Origin of the sequence: Alteromonas sp. CI.11.F.A3 (genome assembly GCF_032925565.1) — a bacterium.
In the GTDB taxonomy this organism is placed as follows: Bacteria; Pseudomonadota; Gammaproteobacteria; order Enterobacterales; family Alteromonadaceae; genus Alteromonas.
On the sequence record NZ_CP136708.1, the window covers coordinates 944,887 to 970,812 of the forward strand.

Sequence of the window (25,926 nt, forward strand, 5' to 3'; positions counted from 1 at the left end):
AATTTACCGTTACCTTAATTTGGGAATAGCGATAATTGTTCGTTAGTGAGCTGACTAAATGAAAGGTTGATAAGAGGAAGTATGCTATCGGCGATAGGCATAATCTGCTTGTCGATATAATGATCGTAATCAAGCGGTGATAGTTGATGTTCAGTGGTTTGAGGCCCCTGTACGGTCATAACATAGCGGATTGTAGTATTATGTTGGTAACGTAGTCGTTTGCCCGCATTACGGTTAATGTCATCTGCAAGACGCGCTGCTTTAACGTGGGGAGGCAAGGATTTAATATAGTCGTTTAAGGGCTTCCTCAACCGCTTTGCGTAAATGAGCCTCGCATCTTCTTTTCCTTGGCGAATATCATCAACCGTTTGCTTTATGAAATCGGTCACCGGGGCTTTTTCAAAAACTCGTCGATACAATTCATACTGAAAGTTTTTAGCCAATTCAGTCCAGTCCGAACGAACATTTTCTAGCCCTTTAAAAACGAGTTCTTTTTTATCGCCAGTTTGCTTTAAGCCTGCATATCTTTTTTTACTGCCTAACGCCGAGCCTCTTATGGTGGGCATAAAAAAGGTTTCAAAATGCGTCTCAAATTCAATATCCAAATGACAGTCTATATCATATTCATCACGAAGCTTGCGTTGCCATTTGCGATTAATGGTGTTTGCTAGGGACTGTCCCGTTTCATTAGGCGTGCCTAACGAAGTGTTATTATTCACATGTACAAAGGTAGAGTCTGTATCGCCATAGATAACTGAGAACCCTGCTTCTTCTATCCATTTTGCAGTGGTTTGCATTATTTCATGTCCACGCAAAGTAATAGAGCTGGCTAACCTTGGGTCATAGAAAGGACATCCACCACTGCCTAATACGCCATAAAAGGAATTCATTAAAATTTTTATTGCCTGCGAGCGGGGCGCATCGTTTTGCTTTTTTGCTTCGTCCCTCTGACGCCACAGGTTATCTATAATATCGGGCAAAAAATGATTATCACGACTGAACATCGCCCCCTTGAAACCCTCGATAGCACAGCTTGGATCTTTAAGACCTTCAGCAAGCCCCATAGGGTCAATCTTAAACGTGCGAATAATTGACGGGTATAGACTCTTAAAGTCGAGTACGAGTACATCAGAGTACAAACCAGGCTGTGAATTCATTACGTAGCCGCCTGGGCTAGCCAAACCGCCGTGTTCCGGCCGAACACCACTTACATAGTGTTGTCGGTGTAACTTTGGTAAATACACATTGAGAAATGCGGCTACCGACCCACCGGGTCTTCCTAAATCTAGCCCAGTTAAAGTGCCTCTTAAAATAAGAAATTCGATAAATCGGGTTTTTGCAGCAATCTCATTTACCAATACACAGTCTTTGTGGTTATAGCTGGCAAGCGAAGAGGGGTCTTCGTAATACAAGGCTTTTATTGCAGCAAGTTTATCTTCGCTCTGTATAAGCTTTTTATCACCTAATAATTGTTGTGCTACGTTATCCAAAGAAAATGAGTCAAATTGATAGGTCATAGTCTTTAGTGCTTCAATGCCATCTACAATACTGCGACCGGGTATATCCACGATAGTTTGGCCATCCCAATCCCTTACGAAGGCTTCTCGTTTGTCTCTGCCTATTGTAAATTTGACGCCTTGTTTCTTTGCTCGCCTTGCAAGCACAGCCATATCAAATTGTTTGACGTTCCAGCCTAAGATAACGTCGGGATCAATATCGCGTATACGCTTTGCAAATGCGGTAAGTAGCGCTGATTCAGTAGAAAACTGACTCAGTGAAAATGTGTCTGGAACATCTAGCGACTTGGGGTGAGTGGACGCAGAAACCAACATCACTTCGTTAACGTCGCTGGAAGCTATCGCTATACTGAATAGGTTTTCATTTTCATCGCATTCAATATCTATGCTAACTGAGTAGAGGGTTGGCGTGTAGCTTGTAGGTCTAATTCGCGCTTCGGATATTAGTTTTGCGTTTTCATCCGGTGCAACAAATTCTAGTGAACCGTAAATAAACCGCTCCATTAAATACCGATCGACAAGTCTTATATCAGCTTCATACAAAGTGATGTGTAAACTTTTAGCAAGCTGCCTTAATTGATGCATATGAGAGTCAGACGTAGTTTTAAGGGTGTCTACTTCAACTTGCTCAAGTGTAAAGAAACTATCTGAGGAAACTTCAACCTGAATACCTTCTCGCTTTGCCTGTTCTACTATGTTTGTGGTGTTTTCAGTGGCAACAAAGCAAGAGGGTTTCTGTGGGGCGCTTTGAAGACATACAGGGCCATCATCGGTAGACACCCACACTTCAATACAAACCCCGTTATGCTTACCGGACGCATGTTTATTGATAGTATGTTTACTAAGAATATAACCTTTTCTAATCACGACACGTTAATTTTAGTTGGTGGAATAATGAAGGACTCATGATACAGGGCGGCCGATTTTCTCTACCAGAAGACAAACAGGTTAATAGTCACTATTGCTCGCTATCACGTAGTCTGCCGGTGCTATTACTTAACGCTATAGTTGATTATCAAACAGATACGTTTGTTTTTACCTACCTATCGTTATAGAACTAAGTATACCAGCGAAAAGGTGAAGATGTATGCATTACCCAGCAATTGAGCAACCGTCTCCCGGTGAGTGGACAGAGATAGCGGATGGCGTCCTTTGGCTTCGTATGCCATTGCCTTTCGACCTTGACCACATAAACCTCTATCTTGTTGAAGATGATGATGGCTGGGTGGTTATTGATACTGGGCTCGGTACGAATACAACTAAGGCATTGTGGAATGAGATTTTTACCGCATTGGATAAACCCATTTCAGCGGTCTTAGTTACGCATTTGCATCCTGATCATGTGGGTTTAGCCGGTTGGATAGCAGACCAATTCAAAGTGCCTCTTTACATGTCGCAGGTTGAGTATTTTAATGCGAGGGCTTTTACAGGGGGAAAAAGTGACACTTCCGCATGGCGGGATGAGCAATACTATCACCGCGCAGGTTTAAAAGCTGATGACGTGACATCGCTGATGTCAGGAAATAAAGGGTATAGCAATGTGGTATCGCCCATTCCCATCAGCTATAGACGATTGAAGCAAAGTGATGTGCTTACGCTAAAGGGTAACTCATGGGAAGTGATGATAGGGAAGGGGCATTCACCAGAGCACGTGTGCTTATATTCTAAAGAGCTTGGAATACTACTCGCGGGCGATCATATTTTACCAAAGATAACTCCTAATATAGGGGTATATTCAACGGAGCCTGAGGCTAATACGTTACAAGATTATTTGTGTACGCTACTGCCTTTCACTGACTTACCGGAAAAAACCTTGGTATTACCCGCACACCGGCAACCCTTTGTTGGTGTGAAAGACCGAGTGAATGAACTTATTGAACATCACCATCGTCATTTAAATGCACTAGTGGAGGCTTGCAGTAAACCTCAGACGGCGGTCGAGTTGTTGCCCGTCTTGTTTAAACGGGAACTGAGTGGTAGAAATATCGTGTTTGCCGTAGCTGAATGTGTGTCCCACTTAAACTACCTCTTGTCCCATGGAAAAATAACGCGGCATTTATCTGATGACGGAATTTATTTGTATGGAGTGCAATAATAGAGCTTACTGAGGTGCTGTTGCTGAATCGTCTTCTGAAGTGATCGGTAGCTCTATTGTAACCACCGTACCTTTGCCCACTTTGCTATTGATTGAAATTTTTCCTTTGTGCTTTTCTACAATGGTATAGGCAGTAGATAATCCCAACCCTTGGCCTTGACCTTCAGGGCGGGTAGTAAAAAAGGGTTCGAAAACTCTTTTCATATTTTTTTGCTCTATACCTTCACCGCTGTCCAGCACCTTAATGGTAATGTTCTCGCTATTTTTTAATAAGGATAACTTAACGTAGCCTTTGTCTGGAATAGCCTGGGCGGCGTTGAGTAATATGTTCATCAAGGCTTGTTTTATCATCCCGGGGTTGGCCATTATCTCTATTTTTTCGTCGGCTGATTCGATCTTATAGTGATGAGAAGCATATTGGGTAGATACAAGCTTGATGGTTTGTGAGGCAACGTCATTTAACTCTACAATCTGACTGCCTTGTGTGCTGTCGAGGGAGAATTGTTTTAGATTATCGACAATATCCTTAACGCGATTTAAGCCCGCTTTCGATTCTTCAAGCAACTCTTCAATGTCATCTTTTATCAAATCATAGTGCTGTGCTTCGAAAAGGTTTTTTATTTGTTCTTTTACTTCACCGTTAAAATCGGTAACGCGATTTTCTACCCCATCGCAAATAGATATTAAGTTATTAGCGTATTGTGACAGGGTGTCTAAGTTTGCATTGATAAAGCCAATAGGATTATTAATTTCATGGGCAATCCCCGCAGCTAATTGGCCGGTTGATGCCATTTTTTCGGCTTGAATGAGTTGAGATTGAGCGGTATCAAGTTTACGAATAAGTTTGCGTTGGGCTTCATGCTCTTCTTTCAGTGCGGCAGATAGCTTTTGTTGGGTACGGAAGTAGCTGGCTTGCGCGGTAACGTCTTGCAAAAAAATGCAGGCGTATTTTTTGCCAGTGCTTTTATCCTTTACCGGCAATATCTCCATGTTTTGATACATTTGCGTTTCTTCGCCAGTTATCGGTCTACTGCTTTTAAACGGAAATATATGGGGGCGCTGTTCCCAGTAGCTGAAACTAGGATGCTGGAGAACAAAAACCGATTTTAATCTTCGTTTTAGAAATTTGCCTTGGCCGCTAAAAATATCGGTAACTGGGCTGTCTTTGTACGAATCGCGATTCTCGTGAGGAAGACGATCTCTAAAAAAGTCGTTTAAATAAACAACCAGAAAATCTTCATCAACGATGCCAATTCCAACCGGAAGTTTTTCAACCAGTTGCTCAAACATTATTCTAGAAGTTCATCTAAAGTATCTTTCATTCTTGTCAGTGAATCGTCATCTAAGCAGAAAACAACACGCATAGAAAAGGATGAAACGGCTACGGTGAATTGCACTTCCATGACCAAGCTATGTTGCCACTTTAGCTCGTCGAAGTTCTCTTTGTTAGGGGTAAATAACGTTGGCATATTCAAATTGGTGGTCAGCTCTAATTGGCTTGATAAGCCTGCCAAACACGCGCCGGCTAGAATGTTAGAAAGCTCGAGTATAATTTCCTCTACATCTTCTTTACTCAGCGGTTCACTGTATTCCATCAGCTTTGCCATCTCGCTCAGACCCGAGCGGGAAAGTACCGACATCACTTCACCTTGAATATCACCTAGAAAAGACTGGCGGGTATGAAATGTATCTGCAGAGCCAAACAGCAAGGTGTAAAGCTGAGTAGGGGTAACTGACGTTATTTTAGGAATTGAAATATCAATTTTAGTTTCAATGAGTTGCGCGAGTGAATTTGCTGCTTGGCCCATTGAAATATTGAGCAATTCTTGCAGCGCGTCGCGTTGTTCCTCGTCTAATGGTATTACAGCGCTCATAGATACCCCAACTCGAACATAGTCATCGCCAGCTCTTCTTTGTCTAATGGTTTTCTAATGAATCGTTGTGCCCCTAAGGACAGTACGATGCGCTGTTTTTCTGGCTGAAAATCTGCGCTGATCACGATGACATTAGGGAAGGCTTCTTCACGCTTGGATAAGTATTCCAGCACATCCACACCATCAACCTCTGGCATGGTTAAATCAAGCAGCACAAGGTCGAAAGTGTTTTCAGCTAACAAATCTATCGCTTCTTGGCCATTCGTTGCCTCTGAAATATCGTAGTCTAATTCCGGCGGTAGCGACTTTTTTACGCTACGGCGTGACAATTTAGAGTCGTCAGCAACTAAAACAGATAGTGCCATCAACAGCCTCCTTTTACGTCTGTTAGAACAGTGTGTGCAATTTCTCAGCGCCTGAAAGAAGCTTAGTAGACATTCTAAGATTCTAAAACCTAGGTAGGTGTATTTGCACAAGGTACTTTAAGAGTATATGACAAGGAGGGCATTTATGAGCATTATACTTTACGTGTAAATGCTTGTGGATGGGGGAAAACGAGAGAAGCGTACAGCCTAGCGTGGCTGCACGCATAAAATAAAGAGGTGTTAACTCAATTAAGAATTCTGTTTTTTAGTCATTGTTTCAAGTGCTTGCGGAATAGCATCGACATAGCGCTGCACATCTGCGATTTTGCCCATGCTGACTCTTGACCAATTAGTATAGGTGCGATAAATACCGCGGATGTGAATATCTTTCTCCGCCATGGCGGCTCTAAATAATTCAGCATCTCCTTTACCAAGATCCACAAAGACAAAGTTAGTACTAGAAGGGAGGGCTGTTAGGCCATTGGCCTTGAGGCCGTCCATCACTAAGCCTTTTGCTTCTACAACCTTATCTTTAACAAACGTAAGGAAGGCTTCATCATTATATGAAGCAATGGCTGCAGCTAAACCTGCTTGGTTTAATGTGTAACCCCCCATGCCATAGCGATTGATCCATTCTGTATTTTCTTCAGAGGCAATCATGTAACCAACTCGCATACCGGCTAAGCCGTAAATCTTGGAAAAGGTTCGCGCAACAATAATATTGTGCCCGGCTTTCACTAACGGAATCATTGAGTTTGCAGGCGGATCGTCTGTAAGTTCATTATAAGCTTCATCAACAAGTACTAACGTCTTTTTAGAAGCTTTGATACAGAATTCTCGAAGCTTTGCAGGGTCTAGAAGGCGTCCTGTTGGGTTGTTAGGATTGGTGATATGCACCATGCCAACGCTGTCATCAATGGCGGCATACATGGCATCCAAATCAATTGCTAAGTCTTTTGTATTAGGTACCCGAACAATCTCAGGTGCACCTTGCTTCTCTGGTGCTTTAGAGGTGGTATCCCAAAAAAGATCGGGGCCTAAAATCTTTCCTTTCTTGCTCGCAGCAAGGGCGGCGTAAGAAAGAATGGGGCTAGAACCTGCACTTAACGAAATATTCTTAGGGGTAATCCCATGGCGCTCTGCAATCATATCTAGCAAAGTCATTGCGGCGGGGTAGGCATAGTATGCGCCACCCTCGGCAGAGGCAGTAGCAATTGCCTTTAACGCTGCTGAGCTTGGTCCAAATGGGTTTTCATTCGCATTTAATTTAGCGATACCTGGCTTTGGACCATACAGTACCTTGGACATAGTGGGCGTGGCAGCTTGAAGGCCCGCAGAGGTAATCAAGCCAGAAGCACCAATGGCAGTAGCGGCGGCACTGCCACCCAAAAATAGGCGTCTTGAAACATTATGTGACATTGTTAATTCCTTATCTCAAACATCGTAAGTGTTTATAGGGCCTTGTAAAACATAGCGCTAGAAACAATTACTAAGTAAATACCAAACATTCGTTTTAATTTTTTCTCGCTGAAGTTATGCGCCATTTTTGCTCCCATAGGTGCTGTAATAATGGCCCCTATACTAATAGCAACTAACGCAGGGATATTGATATAGCCTATTGTTCCAACGGGCAGAATGGCGGCTTCAGGATGTTTCATAAAGAGAAATCCGATAGCGCCAGGCAGACCAATTAGGAAGCCAACGCCAGCGGCTGTGGCTACCGCTTGCTGGATGGTGCGTTGACAGATAACCATAGTAATTACCATGGGTGTGCCGCCGCCAATACCCAGAAGGGCCGAAAAGCCTCCAAGTACAAAAGCAAGTGCAGATTTAGCAATACCTTCAGGCATAGATAACGCTACACCAGGGCGAATGACAAATTCTGGGAACAAGAAGTAAATAGAATAAAGTAAAACACCTGCCGCAAAAACGACCGTTAAACCGTCGCTACTTGTGCTACTGGCAATGTAAATACCGCCAATTACGCCCATTACTATCCAGATGCTCCATGATTTTAGAATATCAAAATCAACAGCGCCTTTTTTATGGTGAGCCATTACTGAGCGGGTACTAGATACCACAATTGAAGCTAAAGAAGTGCCTATTGCAACTTTGACTAACTCTTGTGACGGGGGCGTAAAAAATGGAAATACAGCTAATAGAGCGGGAACAACAACAAATCCACCTCCATTACCAAAAAGACCAGCAGTAATACCTGCAATAGCACCTGTAATACAAAGAGTAACAACGAACCAGAGAAGCTCTATTTCCATAAAATAACATCTCCAGCAAATACTTCTAATAACATGAACAGACCTTTAAATTTTACTTACAAAACGAGGGGTGAAAACATAAACACCGGCATTTGCCGGTGTTTATTATTGGTTGCTTTTAGAATCTTGCCGCTAGGCGGGTGTAGTAGTAACCACCCTGCCAGTCGACGACTGAGCCTGAGTCATAGACTTGGCCACAGCAAGCATCACCATTTATTGTAGGGTCTGGATAGCTATCAAATAGGTTACGTACACCTACTGATAACGTTAGGTTTTCATTGATAAGGTATGACCCTTCAATATCAAACATAAATTCAGAGCCGTAGGTTTGAATTGTTTCGGCATCGATTACGGTACCATCATCGCTGCCTACATTTTCGTATTCACCGTAGTAACTCAATCGTGCCACCGCAGACCACACATCATAACTATGTGTGACAGAGAATACGCCGCGCATTTCTGGCGTTCCATTTTCAAAATCGAACATGTCTTCAGGGTCTAGATATTCGCTAGGATCTGAGTCGAACGAAGTATCGTTATAGTTAATAGACCCTGTAATCATCGTTGAACCGTAGGTCGTTTCCATTTTATAAGTGGCAACAAGATCAACACCTTCAGTAACCGTATCGAACGCATTTTGGAAGAAGAACACACCACCAATTGATTCTGCACCAGATACACCTGCACCCGATAGTGCCAAGTAATTTTGGTATGCAGCATAACCATCAGCGTCTGGGTCGGTAACTACTGCAGTAGAAACGTCGCGTGTAGATACTGAGTAAAGTCTGTCTTCTAGTTTAATGTTGTAGTAATCGGCAGTAAGGGTTAAATCACCAAAGCTAGCAGTTAAACCAAGTGTAAAGTTAGTCGATTTTTCAGGAAGAAGCTCTTCTGCGCCTAATGCTTGAGCCACATCGCCACCAGCAGGGAACAAGCCCGTTGCTACTGGGAAACCATCAGGTAAACGGGTCGATACGTTAGTCGTACCCTGTTGACCTGGCGTCGGTGCTCTGAAGCCTGTGCCGTATGAACTTCTTACCGCAACTTCATCATTTATTTGATAAATACCCGCAACCTTATAAACCACCTCAGAACCAAAGTCTGAGTAGTCTTCATAGCGGATAGCCGCTTGTGCAAACAATTCGTCGGTAATATCACCAGAAATATCGGTATATACCGCGTAAGAATCTCGGCTATACGTACCTGAGTAGTCAGGTGAATAACCAGGGAAACCGTTTGAGCCTACACCCACCACGGTATAAACCGCATCATCACTGTTAGCACAATCTAGCGTTGAACCGGTCGCAATGACGGCTAAACCAGCTGCACTAGCCGCATCTCCGTCACAGAAGCCCCAAGGATCAGATGTTGCGTAAGGCCCTGCAAAGTAAGAATCAACTTCGCCTTCTGATATTTCATAAGATTCATCAAGGTAGCTTGCACCAAAGGCTAGAATATATTCGTCAAAGTCATAGGTGAAATCGGCTTGAATTTGTGTTTCTTCATTGGTTAAGTCACCGGGTTGAAATGATGTAGGTGACTCATTACCCATAGACGGGTTAATGGTATTGGCAAGCGTATATGAAATATCGTTGTAGCCGTAACGACCACTTATGTCATAACCTAAGTCGCCAGACATCCCTTTAATACCACCAACAAAAGAGTAGTCGGTAACATCGCCAGAAAAGCGCGGTGTAAAGCCACCTGGGAAAAATTCAGTAGGGCTCCATATAGAACCATCTTCTAAGCGGATATCCTCAATAGTGCCGTTACCTGGGTAACGATAATAGAATGAACCATCACCTTCACTTTCAGAATAGTTACCAAATGCGTAAAGCTCCATCTCAGCAGTTAATGCGTAGCCAGCATTAAAGAAGATACGAGCGCCGCTAGTGTTTGGCTGTCCCCAAGGCTGAACTACGTCCGACCCGTGCACAGTATTAGCCATTGCAGTGGCATCTGCGATGTATTGTTCTGACTGGTCATCTACACAAAACCAAGATTCACAGTACTGCTCGCCGCGATATGTGGCTTCGCTGTCTGAGTATTCCGCTGAAATACTTAAGAAACCATCATCACCAAGTGCGAAACCTTTGTTTCCTGTAATGGTAATTTGGTCGCCATCACCTTCAAAGTAGCTTCCGTAATCGGCGGTAAATGATCCACCTTCGGTATTTTCTTTTAACTGGAAGTTGATAACACCAGCAATAGCATCAGAACCATATTGGGCTGCCGCACCATCGCGTAATACTTCTACACTGCCAATCGCAGCAGTAGGGATAGTGGCAATATCAGGGCCTTGTGTACCAGAACCCCCAATAGATACCAAGGCTGCTCTGTGACGACGCTTAGAGTTAACCAACACCAACGTTTTATCTGTGGGCATACCACGTAAGGTTGCAGGACGAATGAAAGTACCACCATCAGAAATTGGCTGTCGAGCTACTGAATAAGATGGGACCAAAGTCATTAGTACGTTGTTCATGTCGGTGAAGGCTACTGCTTCAATATCTTCAGCACTTAATACATCAACAGGTACAGGGGAGCTAGTTACCGACCGAGGTGCACCACGTGCACCAACAACAGCAATTTTTTCAACATTTTGAGTATCTACTGCGGTTTCTTCAGCTTCTTGCGCTAGCGCGAGTGGTGCCGCCAAAGATAGAGTGATTCCAGTGAACGCTAGTGCAATTGAATTATGTATTTTGTTTTTTCTCATGTGTGTTCCCTAAAACGAGCCGTTATGAGTTGTTATTCTTCACTTGGAGCAGGGACTAATGCCGCCCACGTTTGGCATAACAAGCACCACCTTGATGCATCCTGCATCTTATAAATGTTTTGTGTGGTTACCTGTATTAGTGCTCAGGCTAAAAATTCTTTTAAAATCGCGAAAGAAAAAAGAATATTGAGGGGTATAAGGAAAGTATTGAGGTTCTATTTAACTGACTGATTTTACTAATCTTAATTGTTTTAGTTTGACGATAAAAAAATAAATACAGCTTCAAGTTTAACTTTGAATTAACAAATGTCAGTTGGGCTTTACTGGTCTGTGGCATGTAACTTGCTGATTTTAATCTCAATAAAGCGACCTGTGCTTTATGACGATGTGTTACAAAACTGTCATATTCGGGAAACTAGACATTGAACTCTAAACAACTTCAGTATTTTTTGACCACAGTACACAAAGGCAGTATTGCAGGTGCAGCACGTGAGCTTGATATCGCTCAACCAGCCATTAGCCAGCAATTGGCTAGCCTCGAAAGAGAGATGGGGGCGCAATTGCTAAGTCGAACCTTCTCTGGAGTAACGTTAACACCAGCAGGTGACTTGTTTCTCACCCATGCCACTAGGCTCATGGATGATATCAATACGGCTAAATCTGAACTGCGAGAGTTAGTGGGTAAGACCGCAGGCACGGTAAAAGTCGGTATGCTTCCGTCTATTGGCAATGTACTCTCTATGCCGCTTATTGCTGAAGTAAAACAAAACCATCCGAAACTGAAATTAGAAATAAGTACTGGCCCTTCGTATTCAGTAAAGGGGTGGTTAGAAGGGCGGCAGGTCGATATTGCATTAACCTATGAGCAAGACGTTGACCCAAGGTTTATGACGGTTTCACCGCTTATTCGTGAGAATTTGCATTTAGTGATGGCCAATCAAGCAACGTCCAGTGAATACAGCCATCTTGCGGGCAGAGAAAGTATTCCGTTTTGGGCATTGAGCCAATTCCCTTTGCTATCGCCTGGGAATAAAGATGCATTGGGCAAACTTATCGAACATTATGAAAACGCGACAGGGGTAAGTTTACAGCACAATCTAGCCTATTCGGGGCAGTTAATGACAGGTTTGCGACAAGTTATGCAAGGTGAGGGGGTAATGATATTACCGACATCGGCCATTTTTCATCTTGAAGAATCGGGCTTGGTTTCAACCTTAAAAATAGTTGAGCCAGAAATGCAGCGTCTGGTACTGGCTGCTACAAACAAAACGAGTCCGTTGAATGAAGCCGTCTTAAAAATGCTTAAAGTGATAAAGCAGGTTGTCGCCAGTGAGCAGGCGCTGCAACACTGGCGAGGTTCCTTGGCATTTACTGATCAGTCAGAAATGAAAGGGGTATTAGCTTCTGGAAGTCTAATGTCCAGTTGAACCGGCAGATGATCAGAAAAGACCCTTGCCTTTTTAGATGTGAGCTTTTTGCACTGTGAAACAGTGATGTCATCACTTACCCACACACGATCTAAAGAAAAAATAGGAAATTGACTAGGAAAAGTCGGACCTACCTTTTTTTGATTCAAAAGCTGGTTTAACGAGGTGAAAGCCCGAGAAAAAAATTGCCACTCATTGAAGTCTCCGGCCAATACCAATGGCATGGGGTTGGCTTGCATCCTTTGTTCAAGATAATCATGCAATAACGCAAATTGTGAGCGGCGCTCTAATCGCTTCAACCCTTTGTGGGTGTTAACCACGGTAAGCGGCCCCTTGTCAGTTTGTAACACCACCACTTGTACATTTCTGGGCTGACGTCCATGCTGGCTTACATCGAAGGTTTCTCGTTCAAGAACTTTGAAGCGGGAAAGTATGGCATTACCGTACCATCCGCTTGGCTCGTTTAGCGCTGGAGAAGACACCAAGTTGTAGACATTTTTAGCGCAAATATCTTCAATATCTCGCTCAATTGCGCGCTCTGAAGGACGGGTGTCCATCTCCTGTAACAGTACAATATCGGCACCCGATTCAGCTAGGAATTGCCCAATTCGCTGATAGTTTTGTAACTTGTCTCTGCCCAGCCCACTGTGAATGTTGTAACTGATTATGCGGCACATTCTTTACTTTCCGACGCTTCATTATCTGATGCACGCTTTTGACGATTTTCCTGATAATAACGAGCGAACTTTTGAGAACCCCAAATCATTAATCCCCACAGCACGATACCACCCACTAAATAGCTAATGGTTTCAACCGACGGGTTGCGGAAGATTTGCGTGATAGAGTCGCCTACTAGTCCTTTCGCAATCATTGGAGGGAACATGCCAAAGAAGGTACCGATTAGAAACTGTAATAAACCGATAGACGAAATACCGGCGACTAAGTTCACTAAGCTGAACGGCGCAATAGGCAGCATTCTGATAGCTGCTACACCCACTATCCCGCTTTGTTTAAGCTTCTCATCCAAGGCTTCTACTTTAGGTCCACCTACTTTTCGAAGACCAGCGTCACCAGAAAGTTTACCGATAGCAAATAAAATAGCAGAGCTTAGCAGTGCACCCATGATGCCGTATATTGGCCCCCAAATGGGTCCAAAAATAGCGGCAACCGCTAACGACAAGACAGTAACTGGGAAGAAGAGTATGCCTCCCACTACGTAAACTAATAGTACCGTAGGCAGTGCAAAATAAGTTCCTCGACTCTTTTCAAGAAACGCATTAATGCTTTCACCACTTAACCATGAAATGGATTGGCTAGCCCAAAACATAAGGCCACCGAGCAGGGCAATAACGGCCACCCCCAGCATGATCATAATAGTTCGACGTCTTGGGTTACGCGCGGGTAATGCCCCGCCATCAAATGAAGGCATAGAAATCAATGGCTCCTCTGGATCTGACAAAGAACGAAATACGTTGTTCACTGACTGCGTAGTGAATACTTCATCACGAACTTCTGTTAATACATACCCGTGAGCAATTTGCCCATGGATTAATGCTTCAACAGGATATTCTTCAGCGAACAATGCAGGCATATCTGAGATGTCTCTACCCGTATGCTCAGCAAGCAAGTCGTTACGGACATTCAAAATAGCCGCTCTGTTTAAGTCGCTGTTACCGCTAAGTACAACGTCAATTTCGGTATCAAGCGTCATTGAACGGTTACTTAGGTTAGACGAACCTATCACTAAGTATTTGTCGTCAACGGTCATAACTTTGGAATGAATGCGTTTATAGGCTTTCCTGCCTTGTAAGTCTTCGCACGACGAATAAGTCAACTTTACTCTTTTCGGGTCGATATCTTTTTCAAGAATAGATTTAAATTCAATGCGACTTGCCCAGAAGGCTTCACACTCAAACTTACCTTTAGGCTCGTAAGAACTGACGATAATGACGTGTAAGTCAGGACGCTCTTTCATACGTTTATTAAGCGCCTCAGCAATTTCCTGACGAGTAGTAAATTGATTCTCAATGTAGATAAGCGATTCAGCTTGACCAATCAAATCAAGCAGCATAGTGCGTACTTCTTGCGCGGGTTCAACTTCGTCCATAAACGGAATGGTTCTGGCTAGCGCACAATCGACTTCTTCAAATATAGGCGGGAAACCCTCCGGCCACGTGTCCGGAATAGGGCCATCTAAAGACGTATCCGCTTGCTCGCGAATCTCTACTGGTTCACTATCGGCAACCCGCAGCCATCTCCAGCGAACTAATTTAGAAAAGTCGGCAACCACGGGGCCTGAAGAGACCATTTGCACATCGTGTAGTGGCGCATACTCACCGTCTGGACCATCTCGCTCTTCTGACACAACAGGATGGTCACGGGTGTCCCAACGGTTCGTTGAAATATCCATGCCGCCAGAGAAAACCAGTTCATCGTCTATCACGATAATTTTCTGGTGCTGACTGCCGCCCATTGGAATGGTGTCATCAAGCTCGGTTTGCACGTTATCTGGGGTCTTTTCTTCCCACACTTCTTTTGCCCACATTTCTCGTTTAGAGAAAAACGCGAGAGAAGAATCCCAGCGAAGTAGGTAAATATTTAAGTCGGGGTTATTTTCTGCTTTCCACGCAAGTAAATCACTGACAACACTCGGGGCTTCACTGTTTGCTTCATCATCACCTCTTAAAAGGCGTATGCGACTATCAATATCCCACCCAATGATAAAAATACTGTGCTTGGCTTTTACAATAGCGCTGTGTAGCGCTTTGTAATAGTTTCCACAGTCTATCAGTGGTGCAACAAAATTAGCTTTACTGCTAACCCAACAGTTTTCACCTGGTTTGAATATATTATTGTTATCAACCATGTCGTCTCCCGAAATCGCTTCCGTGTAATAAAGTAAATATACGTGAGAAGTTGCAGGAAACGTTCCGGATCACTGAAGAGGTAAGTTTGAACGCTAACTTATTAATATTATTGGTTTTAAGGGTTTTTTAGTGAAAATTTTTCAATGGGCTAAAATTTAAGAGTGTAACTTTTTCACAGAAATAGAGTAATTGAGGCGTAATGAACGGATGAACTAAAGATGGGGGGGAAGCATATAATTTACAGAGTCGCCGTTAAAAGCGTTGGCAGCATATAAACCAAACTGGTTCCATCTTGCCGTTTAACGCTGTCTACATCGAAGGACTCTCCTTGTTGCCACGAAAATACGATATCAGATGAAGGCGCAATACCAATACTGGCAGTAAACATGGGGGCGCTTTCTAATGTTTGGACATTTTTAGAAAACACTTGTTTCACTAATCTATCTGCGACTACATGAACCGAATCAATGGTGACACCGCTTAGCATAATCGCAAATTTACTCTCACTTATTTGTCCTGCTATATCATTTGAGCGGGTAAAATGAATGAGAGACTGACCTACTTGATAACTGGCGCTTTCACCGGCACTTGCACCGTAGTTATCGATAACTTCCTGATAGCCATCTATTTCAACTAGCAAGAGCACGTTTTCTTCTTTGTCAGTGTGTTGAAGTTTCTTTATGGCTTGTTGAATAAAGTCGTCACGGGTTAGTACCACTGCACCAGAGCCACTAAGCGAACGAGTATAACGTGATTGAGAAGCTGACTGTGTGCTGCATCGCATCAGCGATAAAACAATTAATGCTGCACTTATCACCATTAGCATAGAAGTGAGTTGGTACAACAACGATAAATCATCCATACCTCCGGTAATAGAATGCACCACCGATACCGTGCCATGTAAGAAAAGCGAAAAAGAGGAGATAAGCAGCAAATGGCGAAGCAAGGCGCGCCTTTCCTCTTTTACTCTATTGTCGTTGTAAAGTACGCCCTCGCTTAACAGCACAAGCGCGGCACAAAAAAACATAGCCACAGACTCGGCTAGGGCAGGCATTGTCCATAACACGAAAATTCCACTTACACCCACCCCGAGCACAGGAAGTGCATGGCGATTAAGTTTGTAGTCTTTGTGCTTCTGAAGCGACTCCAGCCCCAAAAATATCTGATAGAAGCCCACTAGAAAGGCAATGAGCCCTAAAATAAAAAAAGAAGAGGGAAGTGCAAATAGGGTGTCACTAAGGCGAGAAATTAAGCTACCGCAAAGCAAGCCACTGGCAATTGACCAGTAGCGAAATATTATCTTTTTCTGATATACCGTTTTTATCGTGAAGTAGCCGCAAAGTGCCGCACATACTGCGATAGAAACAAGAATGCAGGTGGCTAGAAAAAAATACAACACACAGCCCTTAAGATTGATTCGAGGCAGGATTATACCAAAGTATAAAAAGTGCAATAGGGCACTCATCCTAAGGCTGGTATTGTAAATTAGATAAAGTTATTAAATCCTATACTTTATTATGGCCAATCTTTCGTTGAAGTTTTGCCTTTATTCAGTATCACACTTGTTTAGCCTCATCCTTTTTAAACTTACCCTTCTTTAACCTCGTTGGGATTAACGGTACTGTCGCAGGTATTAAACTTATCTTTTGCTTCAGTATCTTGTGCTAATACTTGGGTGAGGTCATCCATCCGCTGTTTAATTGCTACGCCATAAGAGTGGTCGTCGCCCCACAACTCAGCAAGTAAATTCATAGACTCAACATCATGTTCTCTAAATAATCTTCCTGCACGTTCGGCGTCGATATCATCGTTCCCTAATAATTTTAATGATTCAACCGCAAGTACCAATGCTGAGTCGAAAGTCTCTCGGTTAAACGTGCCGACCTTCATACGGATAAGCTCATAAGCATGTCGCCGGTCTCTAGCACGAACCGCTAGCTTCAAGTTTGGATAGTGCTTACGGGCAATGTCGATAATTTCGATGGTTTTGTGTGGATCATCAATGGCGATAACAAGCAGATCGGCGGTGTTCGCCCCTGCTGCTTCTAACAATTCTTTTCTGGCGGCGTCGCCGTAGAAAACTTTGTTGCCAAATCGTCTCAACAAGTCGATTTGACTAGGGCTATGATCAAGCACACTTACTTCATAACCTTGGGCTTTCAACAGTCGTCCAATAACTTGTCCGAATCTACCGTAGCCCGCAATAATCACGTGTCGAGAAGCTTCTATTTCCTCAGGCTTATCAAATGCAGGTGCTGATGACTTTTGAAATTTCTGTGCGCGGTCGTAAATCATTAACAGCAATGGGGTAATAACCATGGAAAGCGCTACTACCAAGGTGACAATACTCGCTTCCTCAGAACTTAAAATACTTAATTCTCGAGATAGCGAAAGCAACACGAAGGCAAACTCCCCGCCTTGTGCTAAGGCTAAAGAGAATAACAATCGTTGACGAGAATTAATCGAAAACAGATGGGCTAAGCCATAAAGTACTAAGCCTTTAATAGCGACAAGGCCAACAACCAGCAGCAAAATAAGTAAACTGTTCTCAGCTAATAATCCGAAATCAATGGATGCGCCAACGGTAACGAAAAATAGCCCTAGTAGCAGCCCTTTGAAGGGTTCAATATCAGCTTCTAGTTCATGCCTAAACTCACTTTCTGCAAGCACCACGCCCGCCAAGAAAGTGCCTAGAGCCGGAGAAAGGCCCACGGTCTGCATGAGTAGTGCTATTGCAATCACTAAGAATAGCGCAAAAACCGTGAATATTTCTCGCATGTGGGTTTGGGAGATGTACCTAAATATAGGGGTGGAAATGTATTTGCCCGCTAGGATAATGGTAACAATCACGGCAATAGAAATACCCACTTTACCCATGGCTGACCAATCCGATACTAGAGAGTGGCTCGAACCATCAACGGCACTGGCGGGAAGAAATGAGAGTAACGGCATAAGTGCCAAAATAGGAATAACGGCGATATCTTGAAATAACAGTACCGAGAAACTATTTTGCCCTGCGTCTAATTTTAACCAGCCTTTCTCTTCCAATGATTGAATAACAATAGCGGTTGATGAGAGGGCTAACATTAAGCCAATTGCTAATGCGCTTTGCCAAGCAAGCCCTAACCCGTAATAGGTAATGGCAAAGATAGCCCCAGTAGAAAGTAGCACTTGCAGCCCACCTAGGCCTACTATGGAATGCCGCAACGTCCATAAGCGTGAAGGTTGCAACTCCAGCCCAATAAGAAACAGCATCATTACCACACCAAACTCGGCGAAGTGCATGACTTCGGTTTGGTCGCCTACTAGCGATAAAACAAATGGACCTATAAGAATTCCGGCAATGAGATAGCCTAGCACTGAGCCCAAACCTAATCGTTTAGCAATAGGTACAGCAATTAGCGCAGCACCAAGATATATAAGAGCAAGTGTTAGCATGGAGTCTCTGCCGTTATTCTGTGATATGAATTATTTATGCTATCTCAAAAACATGTGGTTAGCTTGATATTCATTTATCTGTTTTTGAGGTAACTGTTTATAGAAAGGGATGCGAATAAAAATGCGGCGCTTTGCAGCGCCGCATTTAGGAGTAACTCAATTAACTTTTAGTATTTAGAATCGGTATTCAACACCGATGCTTGCCTGCTTCAGGTCTGTCTCGAAGTTTGTGTCATCGATATCATCTACTGCTTCGTCCGCATCTAGCTCTGCGTCGTACACTGTGTATTCGGCGTTAACTAAAAAGTTTTTAGTAATAGCGTAACTTAAGCCTGCACCAACGAAAAGACTTTCGTCATCGTAGTCGCTAGAAATACCACCTAAATTGTATTCAGTTTCTGACCATAATTGACCTACTTTCGCGTACAAAGAGAAACGATCTGTTACCGGAAGGATACCTTTAATTGCTGCCGTGTACCCATCGGTATCCCCGCCAGCGATATCGTTGCCATAGTCACCGAAATCGATGAAACTACCTTCTACCGCAACCCACTCGTTAAATTTATAGCCTAGCAATCCTTGCCATACATCTTTGTCGTCATCAAAATCGTCTTCACCTTCTACGCGAAGGTATCCGTAGTTACCACCGACATAAAAGCCACTTTCGTCGACGGAGTAGTCATTCGACTGAGCGTAACTACCGAATGATGTAAGTGCTGCAATACCTGCAAGTGCTGTAAGTGTGTTTTTCATAATGACATCCTCGTTTTAATTTCCAACGTTCCATTAGCTTCCAATAAAGGAAGATCCACGTGAAGATGAAATGCTTCACGTTTGATAACACTAACTATTCAATCGGCGTGCCAGCGTAAAATTGTCATAAATGGGTGGATTAGTGGGAAAGAGTTTCACGATCTGACCTAATTTTTAATTAGGGTTGAATAAGTTTTAGTCGCCGATTAAAAGTTGTACGGCATAACTTTCTTACAGTATGAAAAGAGTACATGGCTAATAAATATCCAAAAAAGGAAGCTAATAACCCGTACATAATGAGGGGAGTTTTGCATTTAACTCGAACGAAAATAGCTTAATCAGTATTTCCTATCGGGTTCATTCAATTTATTAACTGTCTTTTAAGCTACCCAATCACTATCTTACCTAATGTAAATTAATTGTTAACCTTGCAGTAAGGTTGGTCGGCGGTTCGCCAACACTATTGTTTGCGGGGTAAACACCACTAAATGGGACAACAACATGAAAATTACCAGGGTACGCAAAGCGACATTAGCAGGTTTGATTTCATTGGCGCTAGGAACAACGCATTCATTTGCTAACAGTGAAATTAGTAAACCAGCAGGCGCAAAAGGAACCGGCATGGTTCAGCCTTTTCAAGCAAGAACGAATAATTTTTGGTGGCCAGAACAATTAAACTTATCTCAACTTAGAGACCATGACAGCCGCTCAAACCCGTTTGGTGAAGACTTTGACTATGCAAAAGCATTCTCTTCACTCGATTTAGACCAGGTTAAAGCCGATGTGAATGAATTGCTGACTACGTCGCAAGATTGGTGGCCTGCAGATTATGGTAACTATGGCCCCTTCTTTATCCGACTTTCATGGCACAGTGCAGGTACATACCGTACGTTAGATGGTAGAGGCGGGGGCGATGGTGGTCAAATGCGCTTCGACCCGCTTAATAGCTGGCCTGATAATGCAAGCCTAGATAAAGCACGTCGATTACTTTGGCCAATAAAGCAGAAGTACGGCAAAGCATTATCGTGGGGAGATCTCATGATACTTGCCGGCACGGTAGGTATGGAAAACATGGGTTTTGATACCTATGGTTACGCGGGTGGTCGTACAGACGATTGGGAACCTGATATGGTTTATTGGGGGCCAGAAGTAGAAATGTTGGCTAGTGATCGCGAAGAAAAAGGCGGTGAGCTGCAACGCCCATTAGGCGCGACTCACATGGGTTTAATTTACGTTAATCCAGAAGGGCCTAAAGGTGTACCTGATCCTATGGGATCAGCGAAAAATATTCGTACCGCATTTAATCGTATGGCCATGAACGATGAGGAAACAGTGGCGCTAATCGCAGGTGGACATACCTTCGGTAAAATGCACGGCGCTCACAAGCCTGCCGACTGTTTAGAAGCTGAACCCGGTGGTGCAGGTCTTGAAGAACAAGGCTTAGGTTGGAAAAACAACTGCGGCAAAGGGCATTCTGAAGATACCGTTACTAGTGGTTTAGAAGGGGCGTGGACGCAGCTTCCAACGCGATGGACCAGTTTATATCTGCAAAATCTATTAGGCTTTGAGTGGAAACAAACTCGTAGCCCTGCAGGCGCTATTCAATGGATACCTACTGATGAGTCGGCGCAAACTGCAGTGCCAGATGCTCATGTAGAAGGGAAGCGACACGCGCCAGTGATGACAACGGCAGACCTCGCCCTTAAGTACGACCCTGAATATCGCAAGATAGCGGAACGCTTTCTTGCTGATCCAAAAGAATATCAAACCGCCTTTGCGAAAGCTTGGTTCAAGTTAACTCACCGCGATATGGGCCCTAAAGCGCGTTATCTTGGAAACGATATTCCTGAAGAAAATTTTGTATGGCAAGACCCAGTCACTAACACTGATCACAAGTTGGTAAGTGATGGCGATGCTAAAAAGTTAAAAGCGGCTATTTTAGATTCGGGCCTGAGCGTACAACAGTTAGTTAAAACAGCGTGGGGCTCTGCAGCAAGCTTTAGAGCATCAGACTACCGAGGGGGCGCAAACGGAGCTCGTATCGCACTTGCACCACAAATGGATTGGTCGGTAAATGAACCTGAAACCGTTAAAGCTGTAGTATCTACGTTAAAAGAGATACAAAAAGACTTTAATGGCGGTAAATCATCAAGCCCTAAAATTTCGTTGGCTGACCTCATTGTATTAGCAGGTGGAGCCGCTATTGAAAAAGCGGCTGCTGATGCAGGCGTTGATGTGTCGGTACCGTTTGTACCGGGACGAGGTGATGCTACACAAGCGCAAACTGATGTGAACTCGTTCTCACTGTTAGAGCCAACAGCTGATGCATTCCGAAACTACTACAACGCAGACACTAGCTATCGCTCACCTGCAGAAATGTTGGTAGATAAAGCCGACCAACTGAACTTAACCGTTCCAGAAATGACGGTGTTAATTGGTGGTATGCGTTCCTTAGGTGCAAATAATGGCAATAGCACTCATGGTGTGTTCACAAGTAATGTAGGTACACTGAACAACGATTTCTTTACTACATTGCTTGATATGAATGTGAAGTGGAGAAAAACAGACGATGCTGCGGTTTATGAAGGCGTAAACCGTAAAACCGGTGAAGTGCTCTACTCAGCTACACCTGTTGATTTAGTGTTTGGTTCAAATAGCGAATTGCGCGCCGTGTCAGAAGTTTACGCTTATGACAATGCAAAAACTAAATTCGTAGAGGATTTTGTAGATGCGTGGACAAAAGTGATGACACTAGACCGCTTCGATTTACGTCATGACTTAAGCAGTCCTTTAAAGCAGTAAAGTCAAAGATTAACTGACTGAATAAAAACGCGGGCATGCCCGCGTTTTTTATTGCTAAGAAATTAGACACTACGTGAAAGAGGTAAAAAGATACCAAAGATTAACGCTGCACCTGCCGCAAACTTTCTATACACTGAATAGCTTAGATAAAAAACAATACGCGCTAGCAATGTTGTAAATTACTTCGATATAACTGCAGAGAAGCAGTTGCATAGAATAACTATGAAGACATGACAGTCACAGCAGTGTAGACAGGTAGTGCAAGCGAGATGTTAATGGCAGAGAATATCTGCAAAGTCTTGATGAGAAGGTAGTGATTGATACTGATGCATCAGCTAATAACCCTGAAAACCACCGAGCATACCTAAGTATTTAATAAATAATCATGGCAACTATACAGCGACAGCTTGTGAACCTAGAAATACTGGCCGAGGATTTGGCTTCACTTTCAAGTGAGCAGTATGGGGGCGAGCAGCATATTAAGCTCATTGAAGAATACAAAGAAGCCCTTGAGCACTTATCAGATAGTGCCAAACCTGAAACGGAAAGTGGCTTTAAAAAAAGGCTGGCGACGTCTACGTTAGCCCACATTCTGGAAAGTAAGCAGATGATAGGTGTACACCTAAAACTTATTGGCTACGTGCTCACTTTCTGGGACGCAAATCAAAAGGCCAATCAAATATTAGACAGTAACTTTGGTGAAAGTGCCGACAAACGCTTAGAGTTACTACAGGTAAAAGCTATAAGAGCCAAAGCTCAGCTAAAAACGGTGGCCCATGCCATGGGGCAGGCCGACTATCAGAAGTTTATCGACCTGCTAAATCTGCGCGATGCCCAATGGCAGTGGAATGTATTACTTTCTCGCTACTAAGGCGTGGTATTTCGAATACCAATACCGTTTTCGTTAACCACACGCACTTCACGTTGAGGGAAGGGGATTTCAATCTGGTGTTCTCGCAGGGTTTCGAACACGGTTAATAAAAGGTCGCCGCCAACGCGATTTTTTCCATCATCAACGCCATCCATCCAAAACTCAACAAACATATTAACGCCTGAGTCACCAAAACTGTCAATTTCGCAATCAGGCAGTTCTTCAAAAGGTATGCCTTCGCCGCTAATAACCTGAGGGTGCTGTGCTACTGCATCTTTTATAATTTCTACCATTGCTCGAATATCAGTTTTATAAGCAACTGAAAAATCGATGCGGTAGCGCTGTTTAGGATCTTTGTGGGTCCAGTTTATAAGCAATGAGCTAATAAACTTTTCGTTAGGTACGAGTATGTCTTTACCGTCGAAGGTTTCCAGCACCGCGTAGCGCATTTTAAATTCCCGCACTATACCTTTTTGGCCATCTTCAAGTTCTACGAAATCACCTACCGTAAGCGACCTATCAAGCAATATAATAATGCCTGATATAAAGTTTGAAGCGATAGATTGCAGCCCCAAACCTAAGCCCACACCCAATGCACCACCGAATACCGCCAAGGCAGTTAGGTTTATTCCCATTACGTTGAGTAGCAGCAGGAATACAATGCAAAATAGGGCCACTTCAAAGAGTTTGGCGAACACTTCTTTAGTAGACACATCTAGCGTAGTGTGGCTGCGAATAATATCTTTTCCGAGGGTATTCGAAGCTCTGCCTAACCAAAACAACAAGCCGCCAAAAAGCAAGACTCGTGTTATTCCATAGGCCGAAATATCGACATTGCCAATGGACAACGACATCGATTCTAATGCACCGGTAACAACAGGTAATACACCGACTAGATGTAGAAATAAAATAGGTAAGCCTATCCACCGCATGAAACCGGCGAAAACGGGATTGTCTATAAAACCTTTAATTAGGGAAGCAACAAATAGCATAACAGCCACAACCACAGCTATTTCAAGCACCCACGCATCGAATTGAAATTGCTCACCTAACACGGTAGTCAGTTTCAGTATGCTAATGGTAATGACGGGAAACAGTGTTCCGCCAATTTTAAATAGCATGCTGTGTAAAGTATGTGCCCCGCTTTTTGGCGCATCCCGTGTAAACTTAAAAGGCCTTCTAACTTGTCTTGCTAGAATAAAGGCTAGCGCGTATATCACGGCGATGAGCAAAACTTGAATGAGAAACGTCGAGGTATAAACCGATGCTTGTATCAGGGTCCATTTTTCTTGTATGAAGTCGAAAAACGTATTTAGGATCATTTGATTATAATTCGCAAAACCATGACGAGCAGAATACTCGAAATTATAGACTAAACAATAGCGCGCTTTTTAAACTGAATTTTGCATGCCGTAAAGCAATTTTCTACACAGAGTAGGTATTTATATAAAACTATCAGCGTTGATGAAGCTAACGGTATAGTTGCTTACAGTTTATTGGTAATGCTTATTGGTAATGTCTTTTTGTGTTTGTGGTTGACAAAGTGGCGTGATGTTTATATATTTTGAGCTGAAGTTAACGCGACTAATACTGACGCGCTACTTTTGTGACACCCGTATTAGTAAAAACAGATTTATCCAAATACAAACTCATATCAAGAAAAATAAAAATACTCTGAGTACCCTACTAAGTAACAGGCTTCGAAAGAAGCCTGTTTTGTTTGTGCTATTCGCAAAAGGATTTACACCTTTTAACCGAGGTAGATGATTTATTTACTTAGATGAGAAATTGAATATAAGCCTCTCGTCTTATCCGTCTTGCGCTTAATCTCTTCTAACTCTCTTGCTTCACTAGCATCAAATAACGCATTTATTAGTCGGTTGAAGTGGCTATGCATAGCTTTACGAGCCGCTGCGGTGTCTTTGTTAGCAATAGCATTGAAAATTTCCGTGTGCTCTTTTATGCGTTGATCAATACCTTGAGAGCAGACATCGTTATAGGCCGCTACTATTTCAGGCGTTGAACGACGAAGTTCCCATAAATTTTCAACCGAAAGCTGCACGGCATGGTTATGTGTGGCTTGGGAAATTATATGGTGGAAGCGTTGATCCGCTTCATCTGCAAGACCAGGGGAGGCCATATCTGACAAGGCTTTTTGAAGGTCAGAAACCTCATCGTCGCTTATTGTCGATGCGGCAAGCGCGGCCGCTTCACCTTCAATTAACGCTCTGGCTTGCGTGAGCTCAAAGGCACTTATCGTTTTCGATGAATGCTGAGTATTTTTTTGCGCTAATACGTAAACTCCAGAGCCCGTTTTCACTTCCACACGTTCACGAACCTCTAACGCTATTATTGCTTCGCGAATAGTAGGGCGGCTTACATTATAGGTCTGTGCTAGCTCTCGTTCCGCTGGCAGTCGGCTCCCAGCTGGGTATATGTCTTGATCGATTAAGTTTTCGAGTTTTTCTACGATACTCCAGAAAAGCCGGCGAGATTTCATGTTTTAACCTTATTTACATATATTGGTAACGTCGTTGTTACAATGATTGTAGCCTGAAAGTATGTGTATTCGCAAAGTGCGACAATAATCGCATGACTGATTACGAAAATATGCTCGAACAAAACCAAAGAAATTTTTTCTTGGTAATAACTCGTCTAGCTTCTGGTAAAATAAATTGGTTGTATTTGGTCGTCCAATTGGTTAGATTGTATTTATCGTGTGACATTTCGTTTACACAAAACGAACATCGCTAATGCCCTAATAAGGCTGAGTGGCGAACAAAACGTGAAATCAGTTAAGAGCCAGTGCGATTAGGCTAGACAGCGATGATAGTCCCATAAAAGACGGGATTAAGTAAGTGAAGTCTATCTAGTACTAGCAATCTTTAGCTGGCCTTAGGATTGAACGACTACTACGTTAAGTAG

Annotated in this window: 18 protein-coding genes; 4 read left to right on the plus strand and 14 right to left on the minus strand. The window is 43.2% G+C overall.

From position 1 onward, the window contains the following. Nucleotides 1-14: 14 nt before the first annotated feature. Entirely contained in the window at nt 15-2,384 is a 2,370-nt protein-coding gene (locus R1T43_RS04115) for a DNA polymerase II (RefSeq protein ID WP_317353162.1), read from the minus strand. A gap of 220 nt (nt 2,385-2,604) precedes the next feature. Here R1T43_RS04115 and R1T43_RS04120 point away from each other — a divergent pair, with 220 nt between their 5' ends. After that, a complete protein-coding gene (locus R1T43_RS04120) occupies nt 2,605-3,612 on the plus strand; it encodes an MBL fold metallo-hydrolase (protein WP_317353164.1) in 1,008 nt (335 codons plus the stop codon). A gap of 6 nt (nt 3,613-3,618) precedes the next feature. Here R1T43_RS04120 and R1T43_RS04125 read toward each other — a convergent pair whose 3' ends face one another. The 6 genes from R1T43_RS04125 to R1T43_RS04150 all read right to left on the minus strand — a co-directional run bounded on the left by R1T43_RS04125 (nt 3,619) and on the right by R1T43_RS04150 (nt 10,843). Then, nucleotides 3,619-4,902, minus strand: coding sequence for a sensor histidine kinase (locus tag R1T43_RS04125; RefSeq protein WP_317353166.1), 1,284 nt, complete (start codon nt 4,900-4,902; stop codon nt 3,619-3,621). Beyond that, on the minus strand, nt 4,902-5,486 hold the full coding sequence (locus R1T43_RS04130; RefSeq protein WP_211071596.1) for a chemotaxis protein CheX: 585 nt from the start codon (nt 5,484-5,486) through the stop codon (nt 4,902-4,904). The genes R1T43_RS04125 and R1T43_RS04130 overlap by 1 nt, the downstream gene beginning before the upstream one ends. Beyond that, on the minus strand, nt 5,483-5,851 hold the full coding sequence (locus R1T43_RS04135) for a response regulator (RefSeq protein WP_211071595.1): 369 nt from the start codon (nt 5,849-5,851) through the stop codon (nt 5,483-5,485). Before R1T43_RS04135 ends, R1T43_RS04130 begins: the two co-directional genes overlap by 4 nt. Nucleotides 5,852-6,100: 249 nt before the next feature. Beyond that, the gene (locus tag R1T43_RS04140) at nt 6,101-7,270 is read right to left on the minus strand and encodes a pyridoxal phosphate-dependent aminotransferase (RefSeq protein WP_211071594.1); all 1,170 of its coding nucleotides are present in this window, start codon (nt 7,268-7,270) and stop codon (nt 6,101-6,103) included. A gap of 32 nt (nt 7,271-7,302) precedes the next feature. Beyond that, a complete protein-coding gene (locus R1T43_RS04145; RefSeq protein ID WP_057789454.1) occupies nt 7,303-8,124 on the minus strand; it encodes a sulfite exporter TauE/SafE family protein in 822 nt (273 codons plus the stop codon). A gap of 118 nt (nt 8,125-8,242) precedes the next feature. Continuing rightward, nucleotides 8,243-10,843: a TonB-dependent receptor plug domain-containing protein gene (locus tag R1T43_RS04150; protein WP_317353174.1), complete on the minus strand. Its 2,601-nt coding sequence runs from the start codon at nt 10,841-10,843 to the stop codon at nt 8,243-8,245. 422 nt (nt 10,844-11,265) lie between these two features. On the opposite strand from R1T43_RS04150, the gene R1T43_RS04155 reads away from it, so the two are divergent. Further along, entirely contained in the window at nt 11,266-12,270 is a 1,005-nt protein-coding gene (locus tag R1T43_RS04155) for a LysR family transcriptional regulator (protein ID WP_317353177.1), read from the plus strand. On the opposite strand, the gene R1T43_RS04160 is transcribed toward R1T43_RS04155, so the two are convergent. The 5 genes from R1T43_RS04160 to R1T43_RS04180 form a co-directional block, all read right to left on the minus strand. Further along, nucleotides 12,219-12,947, minus strand: a complete 729-nt coding sequence (locus tag R1T43_RS04160) for an endonuclease/exonuclease/phosphatase family protein (RefSeq protein WP_211071591.1) — start codon at nt 12,945-12,947, stop codon at nt 12,219-12,221. The two genes, R1T43_RS04155 and R1T43_RS04160, sit on opposite strands and share 52 nt — an antisense overlap. Continuing rightward, a complete protein-coding gene (locus R1T43_RS04165) occupies nt 12,935-15,136 on the minus strand; it encodes a VTT domain-containing protein (protein WP_317353182.1) in 2,202 nt (733 codons plus the stop codon). The genes R1T43_RS04160 and R1T43_RS04165 overlap by 13 nt, the downstream gene beginning before the upstream one ends. Before the next feature lie 239 nt (nt 15,137-15,375). Further along, on the minus strand, nt 15,376-16,536 hold the full coding sequence (locus R1T43_RS04170; protein WP_317353183.1) for a GGDEF domain-containing protein: 1,161 nt from the start codon (nt 16,534-16,536) through the stop codon (nt 15,376-15,378). Between the two features lie 188 nt (nt 16,537-16,724). Continuing rightward, nucleotides 16,725-18,575 carry a monovalent cation:proton antiporter-2 (CPA2) family protein gene (locus tag R1T43_RS04175; protein WP_211071588.1) on the minus strand — a complete coding sequence of 617 codons (1,851 nt, stop codon included), beginning with the start codon at nt 18,573-18,575 and terminating at the stop codon, nt 16,725-16,727. A 174-nt stretch (nt 18,576-18,749) separates the two neighbouring features. Continuing rightward, a complete protein-coding gene (locus R1T43_RS04180; protein WP_057789472.1) occupies nt 18,750-19,328 on the minus strand; it encodes a porin family protein in 579 nt (192 codons plus the stop codon). Between the two features lie 501 nt (nt 19,329-19,829). Here R1T43_RS04180 and katG point away from each other — a divergent pair. Both katG and R1T43_RS04190 read left to right on the plus strand, forming a co-directional pair. After that, the gene (gene katG / locus R1T43_RS04185) at nt 19,830-22,130 is read left to right on the plus strand and encodes a catalase/peroxidase HPI (RefSeq protein WP_317353186.1); all 2,301 of its coding nucleotides are present in this window, start codon (nt 19,830-19,832) and stop codon (nt 22,128-22,130) included. A 385-nt stretch (nt 22,131-22,515) separates the two neighbouring features. Continuing rightward, on the plus strand, nt 22,516-23,001 hold the full coding sequence (locus tag R1T43_RS04190; RefSeq protein ID WP_317353188.1) for a hypothetical protein: 486 nt from the start codon (nt 22,516-22,518) through the stop codon (nt 22,999-23,001). Here the strand turns inward: R1T43_RS04190 and R1T43_RS04195 are convergent. Beyond that, nucleotides 22,998-24,323, minus strand: coding sequence for a mechanosensitive ion channel family protein (locus R1T43_RS04195; protein WP_317353191.1), 1,326 nt, complete (start codon nt 24,321-24,323; stop codon nt 22,998-23,000). The two genes, R1T43_RS04190 and R1T43_RS04195, sit on opposite strands and share 4 nt — an antisense overlap. Nucleotides 24,324-24,769: 446 nt before the next feature. Beyond that, nucleotides 24,770-25,501 carry a FadR/GntR family transcriptional regulator gene (locus tag R1T43_RS04200; protein WP_317353193.1) on the minus strand — a complete coding sequence of 244 codons (732 nt, stop codon included), beginning with the start codon at nt 25,499-25,501 and terminating at the stop codon, nt 24,770-24,772. Nucleotides 25,502-25,926: the final 425 nt, after the last annotated feature.

Bases quoted from the DNA above. Each gene is read 5' to 3' on its own strand.
- R1T43_RS04120 (WP_317353164.1), top strand. From the start codon at position 2,605: ATGCATTACCCAGCAATTGAGCAACCGTCTCCCGGTGAGTGGACAGAG.
- R1T43_RS04125 (WP_317353166.1), bottom strand. From the start codon at position 4,902: ATGTTTGAGCAACTGGTTGAAAAACTTCCGGTTGGAATTGGCATCGTT.
- R1T43_RS04130 (WP_211071596.1), bottom strand. From the start codon at position 5,486: ATGAGCGCTGTAATACCATTAGACGAGGAACAACGCGACGCGCTGCAA.
- R1T43_RS04135 (WP_211071595.1), bottom strand. From the start codon at position 5,851: ATGGCACTATCTGTTTTAGTTGCTGACGACTCTAAATTGTCACGCCGT.
- R1T43_RS04140 (WP_211071594.1), bottom strand. From the start codon at position 7,270: ATGTCACATAATGTTTCAAGACGCCTATTTTTGGGTGGCAGTGCCGCC.
- R1T43_RS04145 (WP_057789454.1), bottom strand. From the start codon at position 8,124: ATGGAAATAGAGCTTCTCTGGTTCGTTGTTACTCTTTGTATTACAGGT.
- R1T43_RS04150 (WP_317353174.1), bottom strand. From the start codon at position 10,843: ATGAGAAAAAACAAAATACATAATTCAATTGCACTAGCGTTCACTGGA.
- R1T43_RS04160 (WP_211071591.1), bottom strand. From the start codon at position 12,947: ATGTGCCGCATAATCAGTTACAACATTCACAGTGGGCTGGGCAGAGAC.
- R1T43_RS04165 (WP_317353182.1), bottom strand. From the start codon at position 15,136: ATGGTTGATAACAATAATATATTCAAACCAGGTGAAAACTGTTGGGTT.
- R1T43_RS04175 (WP_211071588.1), bottom strand. From the start codon at position 18,575: ATGCTAACACTTGCTCTTATATATCTTGGTGCTGCGCTAATTGCTGTA.
- R1T43_RS04180 (WP_057789472.1), bottom strand. From the start codon at position 19,328: ATGAAAAACACACTTACAGCACTTGCAGGTATTGCAGCACTTACATCA.
- katG (WP_317353186.1), top strand. From the start codon at position 19,830: ATGAAAATTACCAGGGTACGCAAAGCGACATTAGCAGGTTTGATTTCA.
- R1T43_RS04190 (WP_317353188.1), top strand. From the start codon at position 22,516: ATGGCAACTATACAGCGACAGCTTGTGAACCTAGAAATACTGGCCGAG.
- R1T43_RS04195 (WP_317353191.1), bottom strand. From the start codon at position 24,323: ATGATCCTAAATACGTTTTTCGACTTCATACAAGAAAAATGGACCCTG.
- R1T43_RS04200 (WP_317353193.1), bottom strand. From the start codon at position 25,501: ATGAAATCTCGCCGGCTTTTCTGGAGTATCGTAGAAAAACTCGAAAAC.